Here is a 21,664-nt window from a genome sequence, read left to right on the forward strand (position 1 = left end):
AATTTAATTAGTCAGTCCAATCAATTAAAATTTGTATATAATCTTCCTGTCTTTGAGCTATCATTTGATATGCCTCAGCGATATTATGGGCCTTAAATTGATGAGTAATGAGGCTATCGATAATGACTTTATTCGTGAGAACTAGATTACAGGCTAGCTGCATAGTCTTAGATCTATCCCATCGGTTAAATTCTAAATTATAAATAGAATGACCTACTCCTCTGACACCTTTCAGGGTTAATTCTTTTGCAAATAGGAGTTCTCCATCAACTTCTAGTGGTTTGTTATAAAAACCTGCAGCAATGACTTCACCTTGAGAGTGAATTAGACGAATTGCTGCATTAATTCCTAAATTTAAACCTGTAGTATCGAAAGCGCAATAGATATTTTCTTTACATTTATCAATCTCTTTATAATCAATGCTTTCTTGCGCACCTAACTTTAGGGCTAAATCCTTTTTCTCATGAGAGCGAGATACTGTAGTGACTCTGCAACTCATTGCATTAGTCAAAACTTGTGTTAAAACGAATCCTAAAATACCCATTCCTATTACAGCACATTGATCACCTATCATTAAATTTGAGCGATGAATAGCATGAAGAGCGGTGCCTGTTAAAGAAATAGCAAGAGCATTTGTTAAATTAAAATCAGAAGGAATTTTAAAAAATATATCATTTTCACCTAAGAGAGCATGAGTAGCATGAGGTTTCATAGCAAATACTTTGTCTCCTAAACTAAAGTCATTTACCTCTGTACCAACCGCTATCACCTCACCAATTAATTCATACCCAGGATAGTAAGGGTAATTTTTTCTTCCACTTTGCAAAGCGGAAGCTTCTCCCTTATACCACATCCCCTCCGTACCGGCACTTATTCCACTAATCAGGGTTTTTAATAAAATCTCATTTGCGCCAACTACCTTTACTGGTTTAGAGATAAAATCTACGGCATAACTTTTGCTAAAACATACCTGCTGGTTCTGATGCATTGATAAATCCATTATTACTTACCTTTTCTTGAGGATAATTTTGCTTTGGAATTACTTTTAAGATTTCATCCCTTAGATAATTATGGATTTTTGAAACCTTACAGCTTTCTACCAAAGAAAAATTATTACTCATAAAACCTTCATTTATTATTAAATTAATAAAGTGATGCATCTGCGCTTCATAAAGATCATCATCCCGACAAATTAGCTTTGTTTTACCTTGATTATATGACCCTGCAGATTTAATAAGGTTTAACTCATGAGGATAATTAGGCTGAATAGATGCTTTTAAACTACCATTACTTCCCTGTAGCTCAACACTTTGATTAAAGTCTGATGACAAAAAGTCTGCCATTAAAAGGATATGTTGACCCTGCTTAGTACGTAATTTGGCTAAAACAAAATCTTCTGTATCAGAAAGTAAAGCTTGATTTTCTATCATACGAACAGGTAAACATATCTCTGCATCTAGCAATTGAATCTCATTAATATCATCGAAATACCATAAAGCTAAATCAATCATATGCACAGCCATTTCATTTAAGGCCCCACCATTTGTACTACGTAAATGTTTCCAATGGGCATGATTTCCCTTACTTCCAATTCGAAACAGCGCTGAATGCACTTCTCCTATAATATTATTTTTAACAATTTCTCTTACCTCTTGCAAAATAGGAGAAAAACGATAAATATAACCGACCATTCCTACTACTCTATGCTGAATAGCAAGATCTCTTATCATTTCATCATCAGCAAGAGAAATTGTTAATGGTTTTTCACAAAAGAAATGCTTCTTAGAAAATATAGCTTTTATTGCTAAATCTTTATGAAACTCTACTGGAGTACAAATATCTACTGCCTTTACAGTATTATCAGTAAAGATATCATTGAGATTATCAGTATACTGACAGTTAAATTTAGCAGCTAGTTCCTGAGATCGTTCAATAATGGGATCGTATAAAACGAATTCATCAATTTGATTTTGTATAAATCCATTTAAATGTTTCAGTGCTTGTTTACCACATCCAATTATAGCGATTTTCATTTTTATCCTATTTAAACACTACCACTTAATACCTTTAAAAATAATGTCTTTGCGAATATTGTTTTTATAGCGGTTTACAACTTCAAAAATACTTTGCATAGAATCTTCAGTAAGATAATGAGGTTTTACACCGATATTTTGTAATCCTTGATAAGCAGGATTGTAATAATGCTCTTCTTTTTCTTTACGTGGATTTTCTATATTTTTAATTTGAACGTTAAAACCAAGGTTATCTCCGACTTTCTTAGTTAACTCAGCCAACTCATTTGCTGTAAACGTTTCCATAATTTGATTAAATATACGTAACTCACCTGTTTGTACAGGCGTTTTTTCAGACGCATGGACACATTGTAGTGTGTCATTAATATTTAAATAACCGCGTGTTTGGCCACCTTTGCCATAAACAGTTAACGGGTAACCTACGACAGCTTGGGTAATAAAACGATTAATAATCGTGCCAAAAATTTCGTCATAATTAAAAATGGTTTTCAAACGCTCGTCTATTTGTGATTCTGGTGTATCTATGCCATAGACAGGACCTTGCATTAAATCAGTACATTTAAGATCCCACATACGTACAGCAAACCAAATCAAGTCTGTATCCATAACCTTCGTAGTATGATAAATCGAGCTTGCTTGGCGTGGAAATAAAAACTTATCTTTACGTCCTTTATGCTCTATTTCAAGCCAACCTTCTTCAATATCAATATTAGGCGTACCATACTCGCCCATGGTACCTAGTTTTATTAAATGGGTATCTGGCGAAAAATCTCTTAGAGCAAACAAAATATTATTAGTCACTAATAGATTATTCTGAATAGTATTATTTGCGTATTTATAGTTAATTAAAGAGTATGGCGCTGACGGTTGTTCGGCATAATGAACTACTGTATCAGGAATTCCTGTAAATTGCTGATTTGTAGCCCATTGATAAGTCACATGGCCATTAAATAAATTACGCATTATTTCAGGGTCAGCAAGATCGCCAATGACAACTTTTATTTCTTTGCCTGTTAATTCATGCCAAATTTTTGCGCGCTCGATAAGAGATGGAACTGAATAAAGCATACCTACATCAAGCTCAACACAAGCGTTACGTCTTAAGTAATTATCGACAACTGTTACCTCGTAACCACGATTTGAAAAATACATACAAGTAGGCCAACCTAGATAACCATCTCCACCTAAAATTAAAACATGAGGCACTTTACTTCTCCTTAAGACTTATACAATTAACGCAGCATAATTTTTATTGACCTCAGATTCGGCTACAGGCACAACTCGCTTAGTAATATTATTCGGTACAGCGCCTTGGTATTTATAACAATCAAGAAGGAAGTGTGAGAGTAAGTAATCTTTTATCTCTTCTACTGTCATAAACTTTTCACTTGAACTAATGTAAGGCTTGGTGACATTTTTACTAACTAAGGTTTCATAATTGCTATAATCTATTTCTTCATACAAGGGAAGCATGGCAGGTTTTACCATAAACATATGTTTAAGTTCATAAGCCCTTTCAGTTTCATCTTGAGTCATTAATTCTTCATAGAGCTTTTCACCAGGTTTTGTTCCTATATATTCAATTTCAATATCATCTGGATTGCGATCAAATTTAGGAGCCACAAGCTCTATCATGGCTGTCGCTAAATCGATGATACGCATCACTGGCATCTTTGTAATAAAAACCTCACCACCTTTAGCTAGTAGTGAAGCTTCAATAACTAACTTAACAGCTTCATCTGCAGTCATGAAAAACCGCGTCATACGGCTATCTGTAATAGTAATATTTTGACCTTCTTTGATTTGAGAATAGAAAATAGGTAAAACAGAACCTCGGGAACCAATAACATTACCAAAACGCGTGCTACTAAAAACAATATTACTAGAACCTTTGATATTACTTGCAGAAGTAATGAGCCGCTCACCTAAAAGCTTAGTTGTACCCATTACATTAGTAGAATTAACAGCTTTATCACTACTGGTATAAATTACTCGACTAACAGTTGAAGATTCAATGGCAGCACTAATGACATTAAGTGTGCCTTCAGCATTAGTTCGTACGGCTTCAAAGGGACTTTGCTCGCTGATAATAACGTGCTTCATTGCTGCTGTATGGAGGATAATATCTGCATTACGAGCGAGATACTTAAGTCTATCTAAATCTCTAATATCAGCAAAAAAACCATTATAGCGAGATTCTTTCCGATGTTTTTCATTCAAATAGAATAATTCAGATTCATTATTATCGAGCGCTTTTACTTCTTTGACATTCAATTGCAATAATTTTGAAGTTAAGACACAGCCAATTGTTCCTGCAGCACCGGTAATGAGAACCCTCTTTCCTTTATATACTTGTTCCATGTACTTCCTTTAATAAAGCAACTCCAAATTCGCGTAAAAACAGTAACATAAATTACTCATTAAAGCTAGAAAGTAAGCTTTAAAAAATTTAATAACCATATTAAGCTAATGTCCTATACAAACTAGCTATTTCTTCGATAGTATTGACTTTAGTTGCTGAGCTGCCACTCAAAAAAACACCCTGAGTACAAAATTCTCGTATTAAACCAATACTATGGGAAACCATAATAATACCTTTAGATTCAGCTTTCTGATTGAAGATTTGTTTACATTTTTTTCTAAAAGTCACATCTCCTACAGCTAAGGCTTCATCAACGATGTAAAAATCAAAATCAAAAGCCATAGATAAACCAAAGGCTAAGCGTGACCGCATTCCAGAACTGTAAGTTTGCATAGGCATATCAAAATAATGACCAATTTCAGCAAAATCTTGGACGAAATTTATTTTATGTTTTGTTTCATCCCTATCTGTCATAAAAAGCCGACAGACAAATTTTACATTCTCCCGTCCGGTTAAATTACCAATAAATCCTCCTGCTACCCCTACAGGCCAAGATAAGCTACTAGTAATATTCACAACTCCACTACTGGGCTTTTCTATACCACATAAAATACGCAACAAGGTTGACTTACCTGCGCCGTTTGGTCCCATTAGTGCAATTCTTTCACCAGGTTCTATGCATAAAGATAAATTATTAAATACAGTATGCTTTTTTCCTTGTACTTTGTAATGTTTGCTAATATTTATTGCTTCGATCATCGCTGCTCAATTTCAATCATTATTTTTTGGTATAAAGCGAGGTAAAGTGCTAACCCAATCGCCAGTGTAATTAATGAGAATTTAAATAAATATGCGCTAGAAGCATAGGAAGTAAAAGAGAAAGGTGCACTAAAATTTTCTCGGGCTAACTCAATAAACTGAAAAACAGGATTATACAAGGCTATATTTCTTATAGGCTTAGGTAGCATATCTGCACTAAAAAAAACCCCTGAAAAAATGTAAGACATACGGTTAAAAATCATAACGACGGTAACCATAAAATTGAAGAAAAAACAAGCGATAGCTATTATTAAGGAGATTCCTAAAATAAACCCTACAAAAGTAGCTGTATTAAATAGTAAAGATGAAAAATTATAAAGCGTCCATTTTAAATTGAACCAACTAAATCCGGTCAGCAAAATTAGGAAAACAAACACTGAAATTACAAATTCACTAATAATTTTAGCTAAAATCGGATCTAAAGGTTTAATTTGTCGAAACAAATAAAAACCTTTGTTCCCTTTAATACTTCCCCGACTACTATTTATAGTATTTCGAAATAAAAGAAACGGAATAATACCTAATAAAATAAATAAAGGTATAGGAATTTGAGTGTGAATATTTCGATTGAGCATCAGACGAATTAATAACCATATAGCAATATGTGTTATAGGTTCTAATATTACCCATATAATGCCAAGTGAGCGCTCTGTATTTACTGTTTTAATAAACTTCTTTTGAATATCACGAATAACTAGAGCAAAAACTGAAGCATGCATTACTTGCCATGAATAACGCATTGAATGACTAGTCATAGCTAAGTTCTCAAATAACTTAAAAGGCTGTAACGCTAGCAACGGCAATAGCTGCTAGCATTAAAATACATCAGCAGCTAAATTTATTGGCAAACAAGAATGTTAGCTTCATCGTCATCGTCATCATGACCAACAAAAGCGATAATACCACCAATAACTGCTGCAACTAAAACACCAGCTGCTATCCAACCTGGAGACCAAGACCATCTAGGAGCTACTGGTCCAGCAGCAAAGGCAACAGAATTAGCCAGAGCAATGAACAATCCTAATGTAAACTTATTTATAATTTTAGATAATATTGTTTTCATCCCTTCATCCTTGTTTATGAAAAAATTCATAGCTTTATCAAAGCATTCGCCACGTTTGAATAATAACAGTACTTATTTTCAATATCAATCAAATTCTTATTATAAATGGCTGCCTTGTTTTTAATGTAACCATTTGATTTAATAAATTTATTTTGTTGTTTTTAATTTTTACTTCATGGCAAATATTGCCTCAGTAAATTGTCGACGCAGGTAAAAACCACGTGGTAAAGTGAGAATTTTACTACCTTCACTATTGAAACCATAACAAAGCGATCGGGCATTTGCAGCTTTAGGACGAACTTGCAAATACTGACCTAACGTTGCATCAATTTCTTCTAAACGACCTATGCCTATCATAGTTGTTAATTCAAGCCAATCTTCTTTTAAAATAGCTTCCTCTGCAGCTGTCGGAGACCAAAGATAAGCATGGCCAATGCGACGCTCTTCAAAAGGAATTTCGCGGGCGCCTTCAACTGGAATCCAAAGAATACGTTTCAGCTTTTTGTAACACTCTGAACTAAGCCAGTTTTGCTGATGAACCGTTAAAAGCGGGATAGTTGTAATAAAAGTAGACTCAGCAGGTTTACCCAGTGCATTAAAAGGTATTGTTTTTAATTCCACGCCTAGATGCATAAAATCAGGTAAGGCTTTAGTGCCTGCCGTAGCACCTAAAATAATTTCAATTGCGAGGCCCGCCCAACCTTTTCGTCTTGATTGGTCTTTAGGAATAGTAGTTTGAATTAAGTTTGCAAGTTGAGCAAAACTGATGCCTTCAATTTGAAGGCATCGAGCAAGTAATTCTTTTTCATTAATCGGTGGTACTTTTAATAAGTGCCCGCTCATATTTTTTTTCTTTTAATTCTTGTTCTTCTAATTCTTTTAATTGCACACTAATTGGTGGTATGGGTGGCTTAATACCAGCCTTTCTAAATTGCTCCATAATAGCAAACAACACATTAGAGCGTACTTCAAAACGCGTATGCGTTTGTACATTAATAAAGTAACGTACTTCAAATTCAATTAAAGCTTCATCAATTTTTTTCAAAAAAACTTGGGCTGGTGGTTCGCTAACAATTTCATGACTCGTTGCTAATACATCTAAAATTAACTGTTGTACAACACTAGGATCGTCAGCACGACTTACTTTGATAGGAACAACCGTCCTAATAATGCTATCTTGATGTGTCCAGTTGGTAAAGGGTTTATTAAACGTTTCAGCATTAGGAATTAATACCTCCATATTATCCCAAGAAGAAACGCGCATTGAGCGTATACCGATGTGTGACACTCGTCCTTCGTAATTTCCCAAAGTAATTAAATCCCCTTCTCTTACCGGACGTTCAATAAGCAACATAATACCACCGACAATATTGCTTGCAAAATCACGCAGTCCAAAGCCCATACCTACAGCAAGACCACCAATAACCATAGACATGCCACTAAAATCAAAGCCTAATACTCGTAGCGTAATAATACTACCTATTAAAATAACCGCATATTGAGTAAAGACAGCCAAACTATTGCGAATACCAGCATCACGCGTGCTCCGATATAACCATCGATAGCAAAATTCCCGCGTCCATTTAGCAACCCAATAAAAAACAGCAAGCACAATAAAAAACTCAACAAGACTTACTGATGTGATATGAATACCAGAGATATTGACTAACGGATATTCACTAATACGCTGTAATTTTGCCAGCATCATGGAGTCAGATAGCCAACCAAATAACTGACAAAACACAACGAGCGAACAGATTAACAGAAGCACTCTTAAAACTTTATCAACCGGTTTTAAAATAACCTCTATCCACAACCAGCCGTTTGTGGAATTAGAAATCATCCATTCCGATATAAGTTCCAAAGCATCAAATAATAAACCACGAATTACAATGTAACTGGTAATAATAAAGAGCACTTGAACTTGATACCTACTCATAGTCCAAGCCAGATTGATATAACCTATTAAACCTATAATTGCGGTAACAAGTAAGGTAAGTGGCGTTAACACCATTAATATCATTACCGCATTGCGTACATAGCGTTTTTTAGTTTTTAAAACGGGGTAAAGAAGATGAGAAATCACCTCTTTACTTTTCAAAACTAAAAGAGAAACCGCGACCAAAAACAACATGAAAAGACGGTTAAAAATATCTTGCAAAATTAGTGGGAGGGGCAACTGGTAACTAAATACCATAAAAGCAGTAGTCCAGCCACCTGCTAATAACAACCATTTAACGCGATAGTATAATTTGACATCTTTACCAGATGAATCACTAATACGTTCCAGTAATATTAGACGGGCAACTAACAAAACAGTTCGAAAAGATAACCAAACTAAAATAAGATTAAATAAAAGCTGATAATTACTAAAGGGAACTTTATTAAGATAGAGCACAACAAATAAAAAACCACTTAAAGCCAAATAAGGCATGTTGCGACTAACTAACGTCAAAATTCCATCATATAAATGACCAGAAAGCCTAGATCGCTCTTTATCTTGAGTTAAACGTTTTAATAAATGATGCAAAAAGTAAAATCCAGCTGCTGCAACCATTAATGTAATCCAAATAAGGACAGCAGGAAAGGTATCTTGCCATAGGTAATTGTCACGTGTTTTAAAGGTTAATGATTTTATATAATTATAAAATTGCATGGGTATACGTGATAATTCATGCATAATAGTTGGCCAACTATCAATACGATATTCTGATAAGCTTTGCCTTACTGATAATTGTTTTTTTAATTCCTGCTGATGATTTTCTAAATCTTCTTGCAAGGTTTGTTCTTGAATTGTTATATCAGCAATACGCTTATTAATAATTTTAATTAAGGTGGTAAACTGCTGCTTAATATTAGATTCAGTAAGATGACGCTGCTCAGCATCTAACATGTTCACCATCTTTTTTAAAGCTTGCTCCATATCTGACAGCTGTGAGATAGTATTTTTATAAACATCAGTGACAGTTTGCAACGTACGAATATCAGGCGTTTTTAATAACTCATAATCAGCCTTGCTTAATTTCCTCTGCAAATTAAGACTTGCTATTTTGTGTTGAGTAAGATTAATGACTTGGTTGTTTAATAATAATCTTGCTTCAAGCAAATAAGTAGTTTTACTATTGTTTTCAGCTTTAATTTTTTGCTGCAGCGCTAAGCTATTTTCATATAATTTATCAAGGGATTGATTTAATTTATCTTCTTGGGCGTGTAAGTCATTTAAATGTTGTCGCATTTCTGCTTTTGACTTCCAAAGATCAAGCTTTTGTCTTTGTTCTAATAATAAATCCTGATAACGAGTTGCTAAATTTAAGTTTTCATTAATGAGTTCTATTGTTTTTTTATTTACTTCATTTAGCGCGTTAATTCTCTCAATTTTAGCTTGCGAATTAATTTGAGGAGAATCAGACACAGGGAATTGCTGAAGCTGTTTAAGACGCAAACCAAAATCTGCTTGAAGTTTCTTTTGAGTTATTAAAAAACTCTCAAGGCTTGTAATTTTTGCTTTATTTAAAGCAATTAAAGCTTCATTTTGTTGAATCCGTTTTGAATAATCTTCTTCATTTGTAGGTGAGTTAAATAATTTAGCTTCACTAATAACTAAACTTAAATTCGTTTTTTCTTGCGTTAAATATTCAATGAGTTTGCTGGAATTAGTAGTGGATGACCGTGCAGAAGCAATTGCAGTACTCATTAATAAGATTACTGCAATCCATAACCAACTCCTTAGTATTGCATAATATCCTTTTGGTATTTTATTTGGATATTGATAAGTTAGGTGCAAGACGAATTCCCAATTCAGTAAGTTGAGCTTGGCCTATAGGTGTAGGCGCATTAGTTAAAAGGCATGAAGCCGATTGAGTTTTAGGAAATGCAATTACATCTCGTATAGAGGAAGAATTTGTTAGCAACATTGCTAACCTGTCAATTCCTAAAGCTATACCGCCATGTGGAGGGCAACCAAATTGTAATGCATCAAGTAAAAAACCAAATTTATCTTTAGCTTCTTGTTCTGTAATACCTATTAAATCAAAAACAGTTTGTTGTAATTCTGGCTGATGTATTCTAATAGAGCCACCACCAATTTCATAGCCATTAATGACAATATCATAAGCTTTGGCCAACGTTTTAGTTGGGGCATTCACTAAAGCTTCCTTATCGAGCTCTCTAGGCGATGTAAAAGGATGATGCATAGGTTGTAAAGCTTGTGTGTTAGGATCAACTTCAAACATTGGCCAATCAACTATCCAAAGTAATTGCCAGCCTGCTTCAACTAATCCACAATCATGACCTACCTTTATCCTTAATGCACCCATTGACTCATTAACGATAGAGGATTTATCAGCACCAAAAAATAAAACATCACCCGTTTGCGCATCTAATCTATCTAAAATCGAATTAACTATATCTTCGGATAAAAATTTTAGAATTGGTGACTGTAATCCAGCCATACCCTGTGCTCTATCATTAACTTTAATATAAGCCAGGCCTTTAGCCCCATAAATTCCTACAAAAGTTGCATAATCATCTAATTCTTTGCGACTTAATTTAATGCCATTTGGTAATCTTAGTGCGACTACGCGGCCATCTGTACTATTTGCTGCACTGGCAAACACTTTAAACTCAGAATCTTTCACTAAATCGGCGATATCAGTAAGCTCTAATGGAATACGTAAATCTGGTTTATCGCTGCCAAAACGACGCATAGCTTCTGCATAACTCATTTTAGGTAAAGGCAGTGGCAAATCAATTTGTAAAATGTCTTTAAACACTTTCACTAGCATTTCTTCAATGACATGTTGTACTGCATGTTCATCAATAAATGACATTTCAAGATCAAGCTGAGTAAACTCAGGTTGCCTATCTGCTCTTAAATCCTCATCGCGAAAACAACGTACAATTTGATAGTATTTATCAAATCCTGACATCATTAGTAACTGTTTAAATAATTGGGGCGACTGCGGTAAAGCATAAAACGAACCTGGGTGAACGCGTGATGGCACTAGATAATCTCTAGCACCTTCAGGAGTAGCCTTTGTTAACATAGGCGTTTCGATATCTAAAAAACCTTGGGTATTTAAATATTCACGAATACATTTAATTAAATTATGTCTTAAAATTAAATTCTTCTGCATATCTGGGCGACGCAGGTCTAAATAACGGTATCGGTAACGTAAATCTTCGCTTATTGATTGATATTCATCAGGTAAAAATGGCGGTATCTGAGATTGATTAAGAATCTCAAGCTCAAAACCTAAAATTTCAATTTGGCCAGTAGCCATCTTAGGATTAATCATGCCTGCAGGGCGAGCTCGTACTTTACCCTTTACATAAATTACAAATTCATGACGTAATTTTTCTGCTATTTTAAATATTTCTGCTAACTCTGGCTCATATACGACCTGCACCAATCCAGTGCGATCCCGAATATCTAAGAAAATAACGCCACCATGATCACGACGATTATGAACCCAACCACAAATACTTACAGTTTGGTCTATCATTGTTTCATTAATTTTTGCACAATAATGTGATCGCATGGGACACCTATTTTAATAAGTATAAGTAACGGGTGCTTTACTATCTGGCGATGGCATAACACCTAAAGAAATAATAAATGTTAATGCCTCATCAATTGTCATTGCTAACTCAATAACGTCGCGTTTTGGCACTAAAATTAGAAAACCTGAAGTAGGATTAGGTGTTGTAGGTATAAATAAACTTACCATTTCATCACCCGTATGAGAAATAATCTCAGCATTAGCCATACCCGTTTGAAAAGCTAAAGACCATATTCCCTTGCGAGGATATTGAACTAACATAACTTTTCGAAAAGCTTGGCTGTTCGTTGCAAAAACAGCCTGAATAATTTGCTTTGATGTATTATAAATCGTGCGCACCAAAGGAATACGCGCAAGTAAAGCTTCTCCCCAACCCATTATTCGTTGGCCAAGAATATTAGTTGCAACAATACCCGTTATAATTAACAACAATAGCGAAAGCACAACGCCCAAACCTGGTACACGCATGCCAATCAGTTGCTCTGGTTGATAAGCACTAGGTAGAAGCGCAATTGTCGAATCTAAGATATCAATAATAAATCTTAAAACAACAAAGGTAACTAGAATAGGCAGCCAAATTATTAACCCGGCAAATAGAAAGCTGCGAAATGATTTAGATTTCAATCTTTTTCACCTTTTGAAGTTGAATCTGTTTTTACTTCAGGTTTTTTATCACCAGTTGTACTTTTATCTTTATTAGCCTGAGCCGGTTGCGTACCTTTATTTTTAAAATCTGTGACGTACCAACCATTTCCCTTTAATTGAAAACCAGCAGCTGAAACAAGTCGAACGGCTGTATCCTGAAAACACTGCGGGCATTGAGTTGCAGGTGCATCGTGTATTTTTTGTATCAAATCGAATTTGTGATGGCAATTTGAACACTCATACTCATAAATTGGCATCCAAGACTCCCCATGAAAACCGTTTAATAATAGAAAAATGTAAAATTACAACGCAATCTACCTTTTATAGAATACGCTTAACTAAAAATTTCAGTGAAATTAGCAAAACCAGCGATTTTTAGTAAAAAACAGCAAAAAATTATACTAAATTATAACTAACTCACCGAATATAAACAATGCATAACTCTTATAAACTCTCGTTTTAAAAACTATTTACGACTTATAAGATTAGCGATTAATTAAACAAAATATGGTCTGCGAATTTTATTTCTTTATCGTTTGGTAAATTATATGGAACACGCCCAATGAAGGGCATATGCATTTTAGATTTTAATGTATTAATATTTTCTTCAAGAAAAAGCATTTCTTTATCTAGACAATTTGCAATCCAACCAAGGCAAAAAATTTGATTAGCTTTAAGTACTGCATCCGTTAATAGAGCATGATTGAGACAACCTAAACGCATACCGACAACCAAAATAACTGGTATGGCGGTTAATTTTAAAAAATCGAGCCAAGTTTCATAATTATTAATTGGAACTAGTAACCCCCCCGCTCCTTCAATGAGCAAATAATCAAAATTGTTAAATTCTTCTTGCTGACTAAACTGGTCAATTTCGTTAATATCAAACTCATTATTAGCAAAAAGTGCTGCGAGATGGGGAGAAATGGGTGGCTCATAAAGCCAGCGATTGATGCAAAGCGAAGGCTCATTATTATAGGCTTGCAACCTCATTACGTCCTGACTTATTAAATGTCCATTTATTCTTTCACAACCACTGGCTACAGGTTTTAAAGCTTGTGCTTTAAACTTTTGATTGTAAAAATTTAATAATTTACATACTACATACGTTTTACCACAATCAGTGTCGGTACCTGTAATAAAAATGCGTTTCATAATAAGAAATTCTCTAGCTCAAAAATAAAATCTTCTGGGTGGGTAATAAAAGGCATGTGTGCTGCTTTATGAAATAAAATATAATTAAAATAGGGATGTAATTCCTGCATTTGTAATGCTAATTGGCGCGGAACAATAGCATCCAAACGACCAAACATATAACAAGTTTTGATTCTTAATTGAGTTAAATCGGCTCGTAAATCCCAATTGGCAAGTATAAATAAACCATTTGTAAGCGCTTCCTGTGACGAAGAAAATTCACTTAAATCAAATTTAAGGTTTTTCAGCGGAAAATTTCTTAATTGTAAAGTAATAAATTCCATTGTAGTTCTTTTCGGATCACGACTTAAATTAATAAAGAAACGCTCTAACGTTAGCCGTTCTATTCCAGGCCATTTTATCTCTTTAATAAAAAAAGGTGAGGATGTAACGTTAACTAAATGAGTCAGGCGGAGGGGTACTTCTATAGCAAGCTTGGTAGCAAAGAGGCCACCTAAAGACCAACCTAAAATGGCAAATCGTTCTGGTAGATAATTTAAAAGCTTTGATTTAAATTCTTCCCAATGCATCAAATTACTTTCTCCAAAACCAGGTAAATCAACTAGATAACAAGTAAAATTTTTACTGAGTTTTGGTAACAGTGAATGCCAAATTCTTTGATCAAAACCCCAGCCATGCAATAAAACCAACGCCTGGCTACCTTGACCAATTTTATTAATGTTTAAGATGCTCAATTTGATACAACCTGTTAAATAATTTATCTATATCACTTTTTTCGTGGTGCGAATTTAAAACTATTCGCAGTCCTGTTGTAAGTCGACAAACAGTAGGCTGACGTATTGCTTGACAAATTATGCCTTGCTTTTTTAATTGTAAAGAATAATAGAGTGCTCGACGCGGGCAACCTAATTGTAATTGCTGAATAGGTGTGTCTGATTGGCGCCACTGTAGAGGAGAATCCTTTACACATTGATTAAAATAAGCAATCAACTCCGTTAATTTTTTACGTTCATAATCAAGGGACATCAAGATAGGTAAACTTTCTAGTACGCCATAACTTAAGGCAGGACTTATTGCTGTTGAATAAATATTAGAGCGTGCATACTGAAACAACGTTTCTATCCATTCGCCTTGCCCAACTACAATAGCGCCCTGCCCACCCAAAGACTTACTAAAAGTAATTAAGCGTAAAGGAACTTGGTGTTGATTCAATTGGTAATAAGTTACAGCACCTAGGCCACATTGGCCTATTACACCAAATGAATGCGCTTCATCAACGATGACTGGTACTTTCTTTGTTGCGCAAATGTTGGCAATAGTTTTTAAATTTGCTTGCTGACCACTCATACTAAATATACCTTCTGTCATAAAGACAGAACTAGCAATTGTATTATGTATTTTTCCCTTTAAATCATCATAATTATTATGTAAAACCCGCTTATGATTTATCGCTGTTAATTTAATACCGTCATAAACGGATGCATGAACTGCTTTATCAATTAATAACTGGCATTTTATTTGGGCAAGTAACCGAACAATACCTAAATTAGCAGCATACCCAGAGCTAAATAACAAGCCACTATCCGCTTTTAAATAGTGGGCAAATGTATTTTCAAGCTCCCGATGAATATTGTGGTAACCGCAAACAGACATTGCAGCTCCACTACCAACAGGATATAAGTTAATTCCTTTTTTATAGGCTTGTTTAATATATCTATTATCTCTTAATGATAAATAATCGTTAGAGCTAAAATTAAGTATATCTTTTTTTGAGGTATCTAAGACTAATCGCTTCCTGTATAAACCTTGCTGTTGCAAAGAAAGTTTATGTTGCTTTAACAATTGATTAATCATGCTAGCTGTGCTTGTAACCCCAATTTATTAAATAGTTGTTGGTCTTTATCAACTTCGGGGTTTTCTTGAGTTAATAATTTTTCACCTGCCCAAACTGAGTTTGCACCGACAAAATAACAGAGAGCTTGCTGTTCATCACTCATTTTGGCCCGCCCAGCACTAAGCCTTATCATACTTTTAGGCATAAGAAGACGTGCCGTGGCAATCGTGCGAATCAGTTCAATGCTATCTATAGGCTTTGTTTTAGCTAAAGGCGTTCCCTCTACAGGAATTAAACTATTAATCGGTACGCTTTCTGGAGGTGAAGGTAAATTAACGAGCGTCATTAAGAACTCAATTCTATCATCCCTTGTTTCACCTAAACCTAATATACCACCACAACATACTTTCATACCTGACTTACGTACTTCTTCAAGAGTTTGCAGTCTATCGTTAAAGGTTCGCGTTGTTACAATCTTGTTATAATAGGATGGTGAAGTATCAATGTTATGATTATAAAAATCTAAGCCCGCTTCTTTTAAGGCGATTGATTGCTCTGTACTGAGCATACCTAAAGTCATACAGGTTTCAAGGCCAAGTTCTTTTACTTGTTTAATTGCCTCTACTAACGTAGGCATTGCTTTTGCTGGTGGGCTTCGCCAAGCTGCACCCATACAAAATCGTGTCGCACCTGCAGCCTTTGCTTGTATTGCTTTTGCAATAATTTCATCAAGAGAAAGTAATTTTTCTTTTTGAATAGGTGTTTTATAATGTCCACTTTGAGAACAATACCCACAATCTTCTGGACAAGCCCCTGTTTTAATATTTAATAAAGCAGCAAGCTGTAGCTGATTAGGTTTATGATGCTCGCGATGACACATATGTGCTGCATAAATTAAATCGTTAAAAGGTTGAGTATATATTTTTTCAATTTCTTCCTTTGTCCATTTCATCATTCTTTTATTCACAAATTTTTTTTTGTTATTTTTTTGTAACATGATAAATTGTCGTTTTTTATTGTCAACTTAAAATTAAATTATGGTTAACACAACAAAAATAATTAATAACGATTTAAATCATATTTGGCATCCCTGCATGCAGATGAAAGATTTTGAACAAAGTGCCCCTGTTGTAGTTTATAGTGCACAAGGCAGTTATTTAGAAACAAATCAAGGCAGGCTGATTGATGGTATTTCTAGTTGGTGGTGTAAATCACTAGGGCATGGTCACCCTGCGGTAATTAATGCTATTCAAAAACAACTTGGTACTTTTGAACATGTTATTGCCGCGAATACCACGCATGAAGCCCTAGCTGAGTTTGGAGAGAAATTGGCAGCGATTACGGGCAATCAACATTTATTCTTTGCCAGTGATGGCTCTTGTGCTGTAGAAATTGCACTTAAGTTAGCATTACACGCTCAAAAAATCCTTGGTAAGCCACAACGTCAAGGTTTTATCTCTTTAAAAAATAGTTATCATGGTGAAACAATAGGCGCTTTAAGTGTAAGCGATTTAGGAATCTATAAAGAGCCTTATAATAACCTTGGCTTGTCTTGTTATTTCCTTAAAGAAATTCCCTATGTTAGTGGTGTGGAAGATCCACTTTGGCATAATGCATCCAGTCAATGGCAATCGGCTCTTACTTATTTAGAACAAATTAAATATGAAACCTGCGCAATAATTGTCGAGCCTATTTTACAAGGGGCTGGCGGTATGCAGTGCTATAGTGCAGATTTTTTAAAAAGACTTATGAGCTGGGCACAAAGCCAAGGTATTTATGTTATTGCTGATGAAATTATGACAGGCATAGGTCGTACAGGTAATTGGTTAGCAAGTGAATATACTGGAATGAAACCTGATTTAATATGTCTTTCGAAGGGCTTAACCTCAGGCAGTATTCCGCTAAGCTGTGTGTCAATTGACCATGCTATTTATGAATTATTTTATGCTGATTATGAATCGGGAAAATCATTTTTGCACTCACATACGCATAGTGGTAATGCGTTAGCTGTAAGTGCTGCCCTAGCAACCATTAAAACGATCGAGGAGGAAGGCCTTAATCAAAAAGCAACTTTGTTAGGGCAGAAAATGCTTAAACTATTTCAAGAAATTAGCGATAAAACAGGAAAATTAAGTGACATAAGGTCGATTGGGGCTATGGTTGCTGGCGATCTAGAAGACCAACCAAATGAGCGCGTGGGGTTTAAATTTTATCAGCAGGCATTAAAACACGGTGCTTTCTTAAGGCCCCTTGGAAAAACACTCTACTGGCTTCCTCCTCTAAATACAGATGAAAAAACGATTATGCATTTAGCAGAGATCACTCTAAACTCTATTTATAAGATTTATAATACGATCTAAGGTATGCTTAATCCAACACCTAAGGACAGTTTACAGCAAAAATTTAAATTAGCTTGGGCTATTCTAACCTTGCTTTTAGTTTTATTTATTGGTTTTTATCAGTGGGAACACCTAGAATATGAACAAAACAGCCGTCTGCAACTTCAAGCAAGCAACCTAAGCTATAAAATAGATAATTTTCTTGATTCAATTTTTAAATCTATTGATTTACTACCTCTTGATGAATCCCAAGCACAGGAGTGCCAAACTTTTCTTATGCCACAGCTACAAAGTATTGTTTTCAATAACCCGCTTATCGATGGAATAGTTGTTTATAATAGTAAATCTAAATCTTTTTGTACAACCTTTGATCCAAAGGCATCTCTCCCTAATCCCTATATCCAACAGCCCGTCTTATTAGGCCCAATGAAAACTCAGCAAGTTAATAAAGATTTTTTTTTATTACAGCAACCTTATAAGAATTTTTATATAGGTATTTATTTATTAAAATCCTCACTCGAACTTATTATTCATATTGATGATGCAAATTTTAAATCAGTTTATTTATATGATACCCGTGAAAATCAAGTGATCTTAGGCAGCAGTACGCTCATTGATGCTAAAGACAATCAATCATTTAATAATTTAGATAATAAGAAAAAGAATGAGTTATTAAGCATACCCCTTGATTCTGTAAAAAATATTAATTTAATTATTAATACTAGTGAAGCTAATTTTAAAAACAAATTATTAATTCGATTGTTATTAACAACCTTGCCAATTTTATTTCTATCTTGGATATTACATCGTTACTTTCAACAAACGATGACAAAGCATTTTTCCATCATTACTGCCTTAAATGATGCCTTAAGACAGCAAGAGTTTTATCCATCATATCAACCAATATTTTGCACCAAAAACAAGCAATATTGCGGCGCTGAAGTTTTAATTCGTTGGCTGAATAATAATGAACTTATTATGCCAGATCATTTTATTAAAGAAGCAGAATTTTCTGGCCTTATAGTGCCTATTACGCTGCAATTAATTGAAAAATCCTTTACTGAATGCGCGACTCTCTTAGCAAAAAATCCACATTTTCATTTAGGTTTTAATTTATGTCCTGCACATTTTAAAAGTGAAACATTTTTTAATGATTTTGAAATCCTGCGCAACTACTACAATATTCCCCCTCAACAAATCATGTTAGAACTTACAGAGCGTGAGCTATTTAATGAGCATGAAATAAAAGCCATTAATCAAATGAAAGAATTACGAAGTAAAGGTTATTCACTCGCAGTTGACGATTTTGGCACAGGACATGCAAGTATTAATTATCTCCAGCATTTTCCATTTAATTATTTAAAAATAGATAAAATTTTTATTCAATCAATTGGAACGGGGGCTATCACTGAAACTTTAAACGATGCCATTATTAATCTGGCTAATACTTTAAAATTAAAAATTATTGCTGAAGGCGTGGAGACTGAACAGCAATTTAATTATCTAACTTTAAAAAAGGTTGAATTTTTACAAGGATGGTTTATAGCTAAGGCAATAAATATTAAGCAATTACAAGAGTTGCTAATTAACGAAAGTTCGATATAAAAGAGATGAAGGCTCTTTTATATCGCTAAACGAACGTTATCCCATAAAATGCGAAGCATTTGTACGGGATCCAAATTAAATATAACTAAATTGGACATAAAATATGTTTTATGTCCAATTTAAGTTAATTAATACAGGGAAACAGCATGAGTAAAAAAAATTTTTATTTTATGGTTGGCCTTTCTATTTATTCACAGATTTCTTTGGCACAATGGCACTGTACTGCCGAAGATGGCGCAAATCGTCAATGGCTGGCTATTAGCAGTTATCAAAGAGCCGCTATCAATAAGGCTATGGATGTATGTAAAAATGAGAGCCAATATCCTGAAACATGTAAAATTTCAAAAAGCAATTGTGAGTTGTATGTAAATGGCGTTTCAACAACGCCTGCCTGGCAATGTACAGCCCTAGATCAAATGGCGCAAGTCTGGCGAAGTAATTCCTATTCAAATCGAGATGATGCCGCAATTGCCGCAAGAGAATATTGTCAACAACGTAGTGGCTTTCCTGATACTTGTTATGTCAATCTATTAACTTGTAAAAACGTTAATTTACGGAAATAAGATAATGTTTTGTATAGGCTTAACAGGTAATATCGGTAGCGGCAAATCGACAGCAATTTCCTTTTTTAAATCATTAGGCGCAACAGTTATCATTGCCGACCAAATAGCTCGTCAAATTACAACACCTGGACAACCTGCTTTGTTAAAAATTAAAGAACATTTTGGTTTAAATGTTATTACGCCTGAAGGTCAACTTAATAGATCTCATTTAAGAGAAATTATCTTTAACAATAAAGAAGAACGATTGTGGCTTGAGAATTTATTACATCCTTTAATTCGCCAAGCTATTGAAGACAAAGTTAAAAATAGCCAAGGTCCATACTGTGTTATTGAAATTCCTTTATTAACGAATCGCAAAGACTATCCTTATTTAGATCGAATTTTAGTTATTTTCGCCTCTCCCACAATGCAAGTTTCGCGCGTTGTTAATCGCGATTCATGCTCAAAAGAGCAAGTTTTTGCCATGCTTGCAACACAGCCTCATGAATCCTTAAGGCTGCAACTTGCAGATGATATCCTGCTTAATGATTCCAGCATCGAGCGTTTAGAGGCAAATATTAGAAAATTGCATAGAAAGTATTTACAATTGGCACATGAAAAGTCATCATAAAACTTAATATCTCACTTGTAATTATTATTTAATAATAGTGCTTAAAAGAATAACATCTTATGTCATCTGATATTATAATTTTTCAATTAGCTACTCATTATTTACCAAAAATTGCTCTACGCCTGGAAACTCTTTATCAAACAATTAATCAAGCTTGTGAAGAAACCCACCCTGTTATTCACCATTATGCATTAAAAAATATCATTGAAATTATTCAACTTATAGAAAAACCTGAGCTTAAGAGCCGTTTTTTAAAGGAGTTAATGCGCATAGAACATCTCCTCAATAAATCAAATTTAGCACCCTCTCATGATTTGAATAAACGATTACACGCACAAATTTATACTTTAAATCATGTAGCAGGACGCTTTGGTGAGAAGATCCATATTGATCCCTTTTTACACTCTATAAGAATTGCTCAACCTCATGTTGACGCGGAAGTTTTTTCACCACAATTATTATTATGGTTAGAATCAAATTCGGCTCTTAGACAACGTGATCTTTTATTATGGCAATCTTATTTGCATACTCTTTATTCCGTTGTAAATTTATATTTACAGTTATTACGCGATACGGCTCAATTCAAACAAATTCAAACTAATAACGGCTTTTATCAATGTCCATTACCAGCCAAAACGTCTTGTCATTTAATTTTACTGCGTATGAATAAATCAATTGGCATAGTGCCTCAAATGCAGCTTGGCTATCATGGTTTAAGCGTCAGGCTTTGCGAAGCAGCTACTATGCGTGAGGTAAAAGACACAAATGCTCAATTGGATTTAGCCATTTGTCAACTTTGACTTTATTTTTAAATTAACTATTAGTTGTGTAATAGATGTAGGCAATGGCGACAACTTAAGGTTTTTGTCATTTCTTCGAAGGCATTGTTGCTCGGTTAATGAATGCCTTTCCCGCGCAAGGAGGAATCCATCTACAAATTAACTTCAGTACTAATTTGATGAATAGATCCCCGCCTACGCGGGGATGACATAGGATTACCCCTGATTATAATTAACTCTAAAACTTATCCACACAACAATGTCACGCGGGAAGGATAGGGTTGTTCTTAAGTTGC

Annotated in this window: 20 protein-coding genes and 1 pseudogene; 5 read left to right on the plus strand and 16 right to left on the minus strand. The window is 34.5% G+C overall.

The genetic code is table 11. The features are described 5' to 3' along the window. Positions 1-7: 7 nt before the first annotated feature. The 16 genes and pseudogenes from E1P04_RS03905 to bioB all read right to left on the minus strand — a co-directional run bounded on the left by E1P04_RS03905 (position 8) and on the right by bioB (position 16,439). Positions 8-988, minus strand: a complete 981-nt coding sequence (locus E1P04_RS03905) for a zinc-dependent alcohol dehydrogenase (protein WP_165482669.1) — start codon at positions 986-988, stop codon at positions 8-10. Further along, positions 960-2,033: a Gfo/Idh/MocA family protein gene (locus E1P04_RS03910; RefSeq protein ID WP_131781623.1), complete on the minus strand. Its 1,074-nt coding sequence runs from the start codon at positions 2,031-2,033 to the stop codon at positions 960-962. The genes E1P04_RS03905 and E1P04_RS03910 overlap by 29 nt, the downstream gene beginning before the upstream one ends. Before the next feature lie 18 nt (positions 2,034-2,051). Then, positions 2,052-3,239: an NAD-dependent epimerase/dehydratase family protein gene (locus E1P04_RS03915; protein WP_131781624.1), complete on the minus strand. Its 1,188-nt coding sequence runs from the start codon at positions 3,237-3,239 to the stop codon at positions 2,052-2,054. A gap of 18 nt (positions 3,240-3,257) precedes the next feature. After that, complete coding sequence (locus E1P04_RS03920) at positions 3,258-4,394, minus strand: polysaccharide biosynthesis protein (RefSeq protein ID WP_131781625.1); 1,137 nt, start codon at positions 4,392-4,394, stop codon at positions 3,258-3,260. Between the two features lie 100 nt (positions 4,395-4,494). After that, positions 4,495-5,082: pseudogene (locus E1P04_RS03925) on the minus strand (ABC transporter ATP-binding protein); the annotation flags it as partial. A gap of 68 nt (positions 5,083-5,150) precedes the next feature. Beyond that, on the minus strand, positions 5,151-5,969 hold the full coding sequence (locus E1P04_RS03930; RefSeq protein ID WP_131781627.1) for an ABC transporter permease: 819 nt from the start codon (positions 5,967-5,969) through the stop codon (positions 5,151-5,153). An 83-nt stretch (positions 5,970-6,052) separates the two neighbouring features. Continuing rightward, positions 6,053-6,277, minus strand: coding sequence for a hypothetical protein (locus E1P04_RS03935; protein ID WP_131781628.1), 225 nt, complete (start codon positions 6,275-6,277; stop codon positions 6,053-6,055). Between the two features lie 168 nt (positions 6,278-6,445). Next, positions 6,446-7,120 (minus strand): DNA mismatch repair endonuclease MutH, encoded by a 675-nt coding sequence (gene mutH, locus E1P04_RS03940; protein ID WP_131781629.1) that lies wholly within the window; start codon positions 7,118-7,120, stop codon positions 6,446-6,448. Beyond that, the gene (locus E1P04_RS03945; RefSeq protein ID WP_131781630.1) at positions 7,086-9,971 is read right to left on the minus strand and encodes a mechanosensitive ion channel domain-containing protein; all 2,886 of its coding nucleotides are present in this window, start codon (positions 9,969-9,971) and stop codon (positions 7,086-7,088) included. The genes mutH and E1P04_RS03945 overlap by 35 nt, the downstream gene beginning before the upstream one ends. Positions 9,972-10,032: 61 nt before the next feature. Further along, entirely contained in the window at positions 10,033-11,817 is a 1,785-nt protein-coding gene (gene aspS / locus E1P04_RS03950; protein WP_131781631.1) for an aspartate--tRNA ligase, read from the minus strand. Positions 11,818-11,829: 12 nt separating this feature from the next. Next, positions 11,830-12,462: a DUF502 domain-containing protein gene (locus tag E1P04_RS03955; protein WP_131781632.1), complete on the minus strand. Its 633-nt coding sequence runs from the start codon at positions 12,460-12,462 to the stop codon at positions 11,830-11,832. Next, entirely contained in the window at positions 12,459-12,740 is a 282-nt protein-coding gene (locus E1P04_RS03960; protein ID WP_131781633.1) for an FmdB family zinc ribbon protein, read from the minus strand. Before E1P04_RS03960 ends, E1P04_RS03955 begins: the two co-directional genes overlap by 4 nt. A 235-nt stretch (positions 12,741-12,975) precedes the next feature. Then, the gene (gene bioD, locus E1P04_RS03965; protein ID WP_131781634.1) at positions 12,976-13,638 is read right to left on the minus strand and encodes a dethiobiotin synthase; all 663 of its coding nucleotides are present in this window, start codon (positions 13,636-13,638) and stop codon (positions 12,976-12,978) included. After that, positions 13,635-14,372 (minus strand): alpha/beta fold hydrolase, encoded by a 738-nt coding sequence (locus E1P04_RS03970; RefSeq protein WP_131781635.1) that lies wholly within the window; start codon positions 14,370-14,372, stop codon positions 13,635-13,637. The genes bioD and E1P04_RS03970 overlap by 4 nt, the downstream gene beginning before the upstream one ends. After that, positions 14,353-15,492, minus strand: coding sequence for an aminotransferase class I/II-fold pyridoxal phosphate-dependent enzyme (locus tag E1P04_RS03975; protein WP_131781636.1), 1,140 nt, complete (start codon positions 15,490-15,492; stop codon positions 14,353-14,355). The genes E1P04_RS03970 and E1P04_RS03975 overlap by 20 nt, the downstream gene beginning before the upstream one ends. Next, positions 15,489-16,439 (minus strand): biotin synthase BioB, encoded by a 951-nt coding sequence (bioB, locus tag E1P04_RS03980; protein ID WP_207385983.1) that lies wholly within the window; start codon positions 16,437-16,439, stop codon positions 15,489-15,491. The genes E1P04_RS03975 and bioB overlap by 4 nt, the downstream gene beginning before the upstream one ends. 70 nt (positions 16,440-16,509) lie before the next feature. Between bioB and bioA the strand changes: the two genes are divergently transcribed. The 5 genes from bioA (at position 16,510) to zapD (ending at position 21,389) form a co-directional block, all read left to right on the plus strand. Further along, positions 16,510-17,832 carry an adenosylmethionine--8-amino-7-oxononanoate transaminase gene (gene bioA, locus E1P04_RS03985; protein WP_131781638.1) on the plus strand — a complete coding sequence of 441 codons (1,323 nt, stop codon included), beginning with the start codon at positions 16,510-16,512 and terminating at the stop codon, positions 17,830-17,832. Positions 17,833-17,835: 3 nt separating this feature from the next. Then, the gene (locus E1P04_RS03990; protein WP_131781639.1) at positions 17,836-19,416 is read left to right on the plus strand and encodes an EAL domain-containing protein; all 1,581 of its coding nucleotides are present in this window, start codon (positions 17,836-17,838) and stop codon (positions 19,414-19,416) included. A gap of 146 nt (positions 19,417-19,562) precedes the next feature. After that, positions 19,563-19,979 carry a hypothetical protein gene (locus E1P04_RS03995; RefSeq protein WP_131781640.1) on the plus strand — a complete coding sequence of 139 codons (417 nt, stop codon included), beginning with the start codon at positions 19,563-19,565 and terminating at the stop codon, positions 19,977-19,979. 4 nt (positions 19,980-19,983) lie between these two features. Next, positions 19,984-20,589 (plus strand): dephospho-CoA kinase, encoded by a 606-nt coding sequence (coaE, locus tag E1P04_RS04000; protein ID WP_345788916.1) that lies wholly within the window; start codon positions 19,984-19,986, stop codon positions 20,587-20,589. A gap of 59 nt (positions 20,590-20,648) precedes the next feature. Beyond that, a complete protein-coding gene (gene zapD / locus E1P04_RS04005; RefSeq protein WP_131781642.1) occupies positions 20,649-21,389 on the plus strand; it encodes a cell division protein ZapD in 741 nt (246 codons plus the stop codon). Positions 21,390-21,664: the final 275 nt, after the last annotated feature.

This window comes from Legionella gresilensis (assembly GCF_900639865.1).
Lineage (GTDB): Bacteria > Pseudomonadota > Gammaproteobacteria > Legionellales > Legionellaceae > Legionella_C > Legionella_C gresilensis.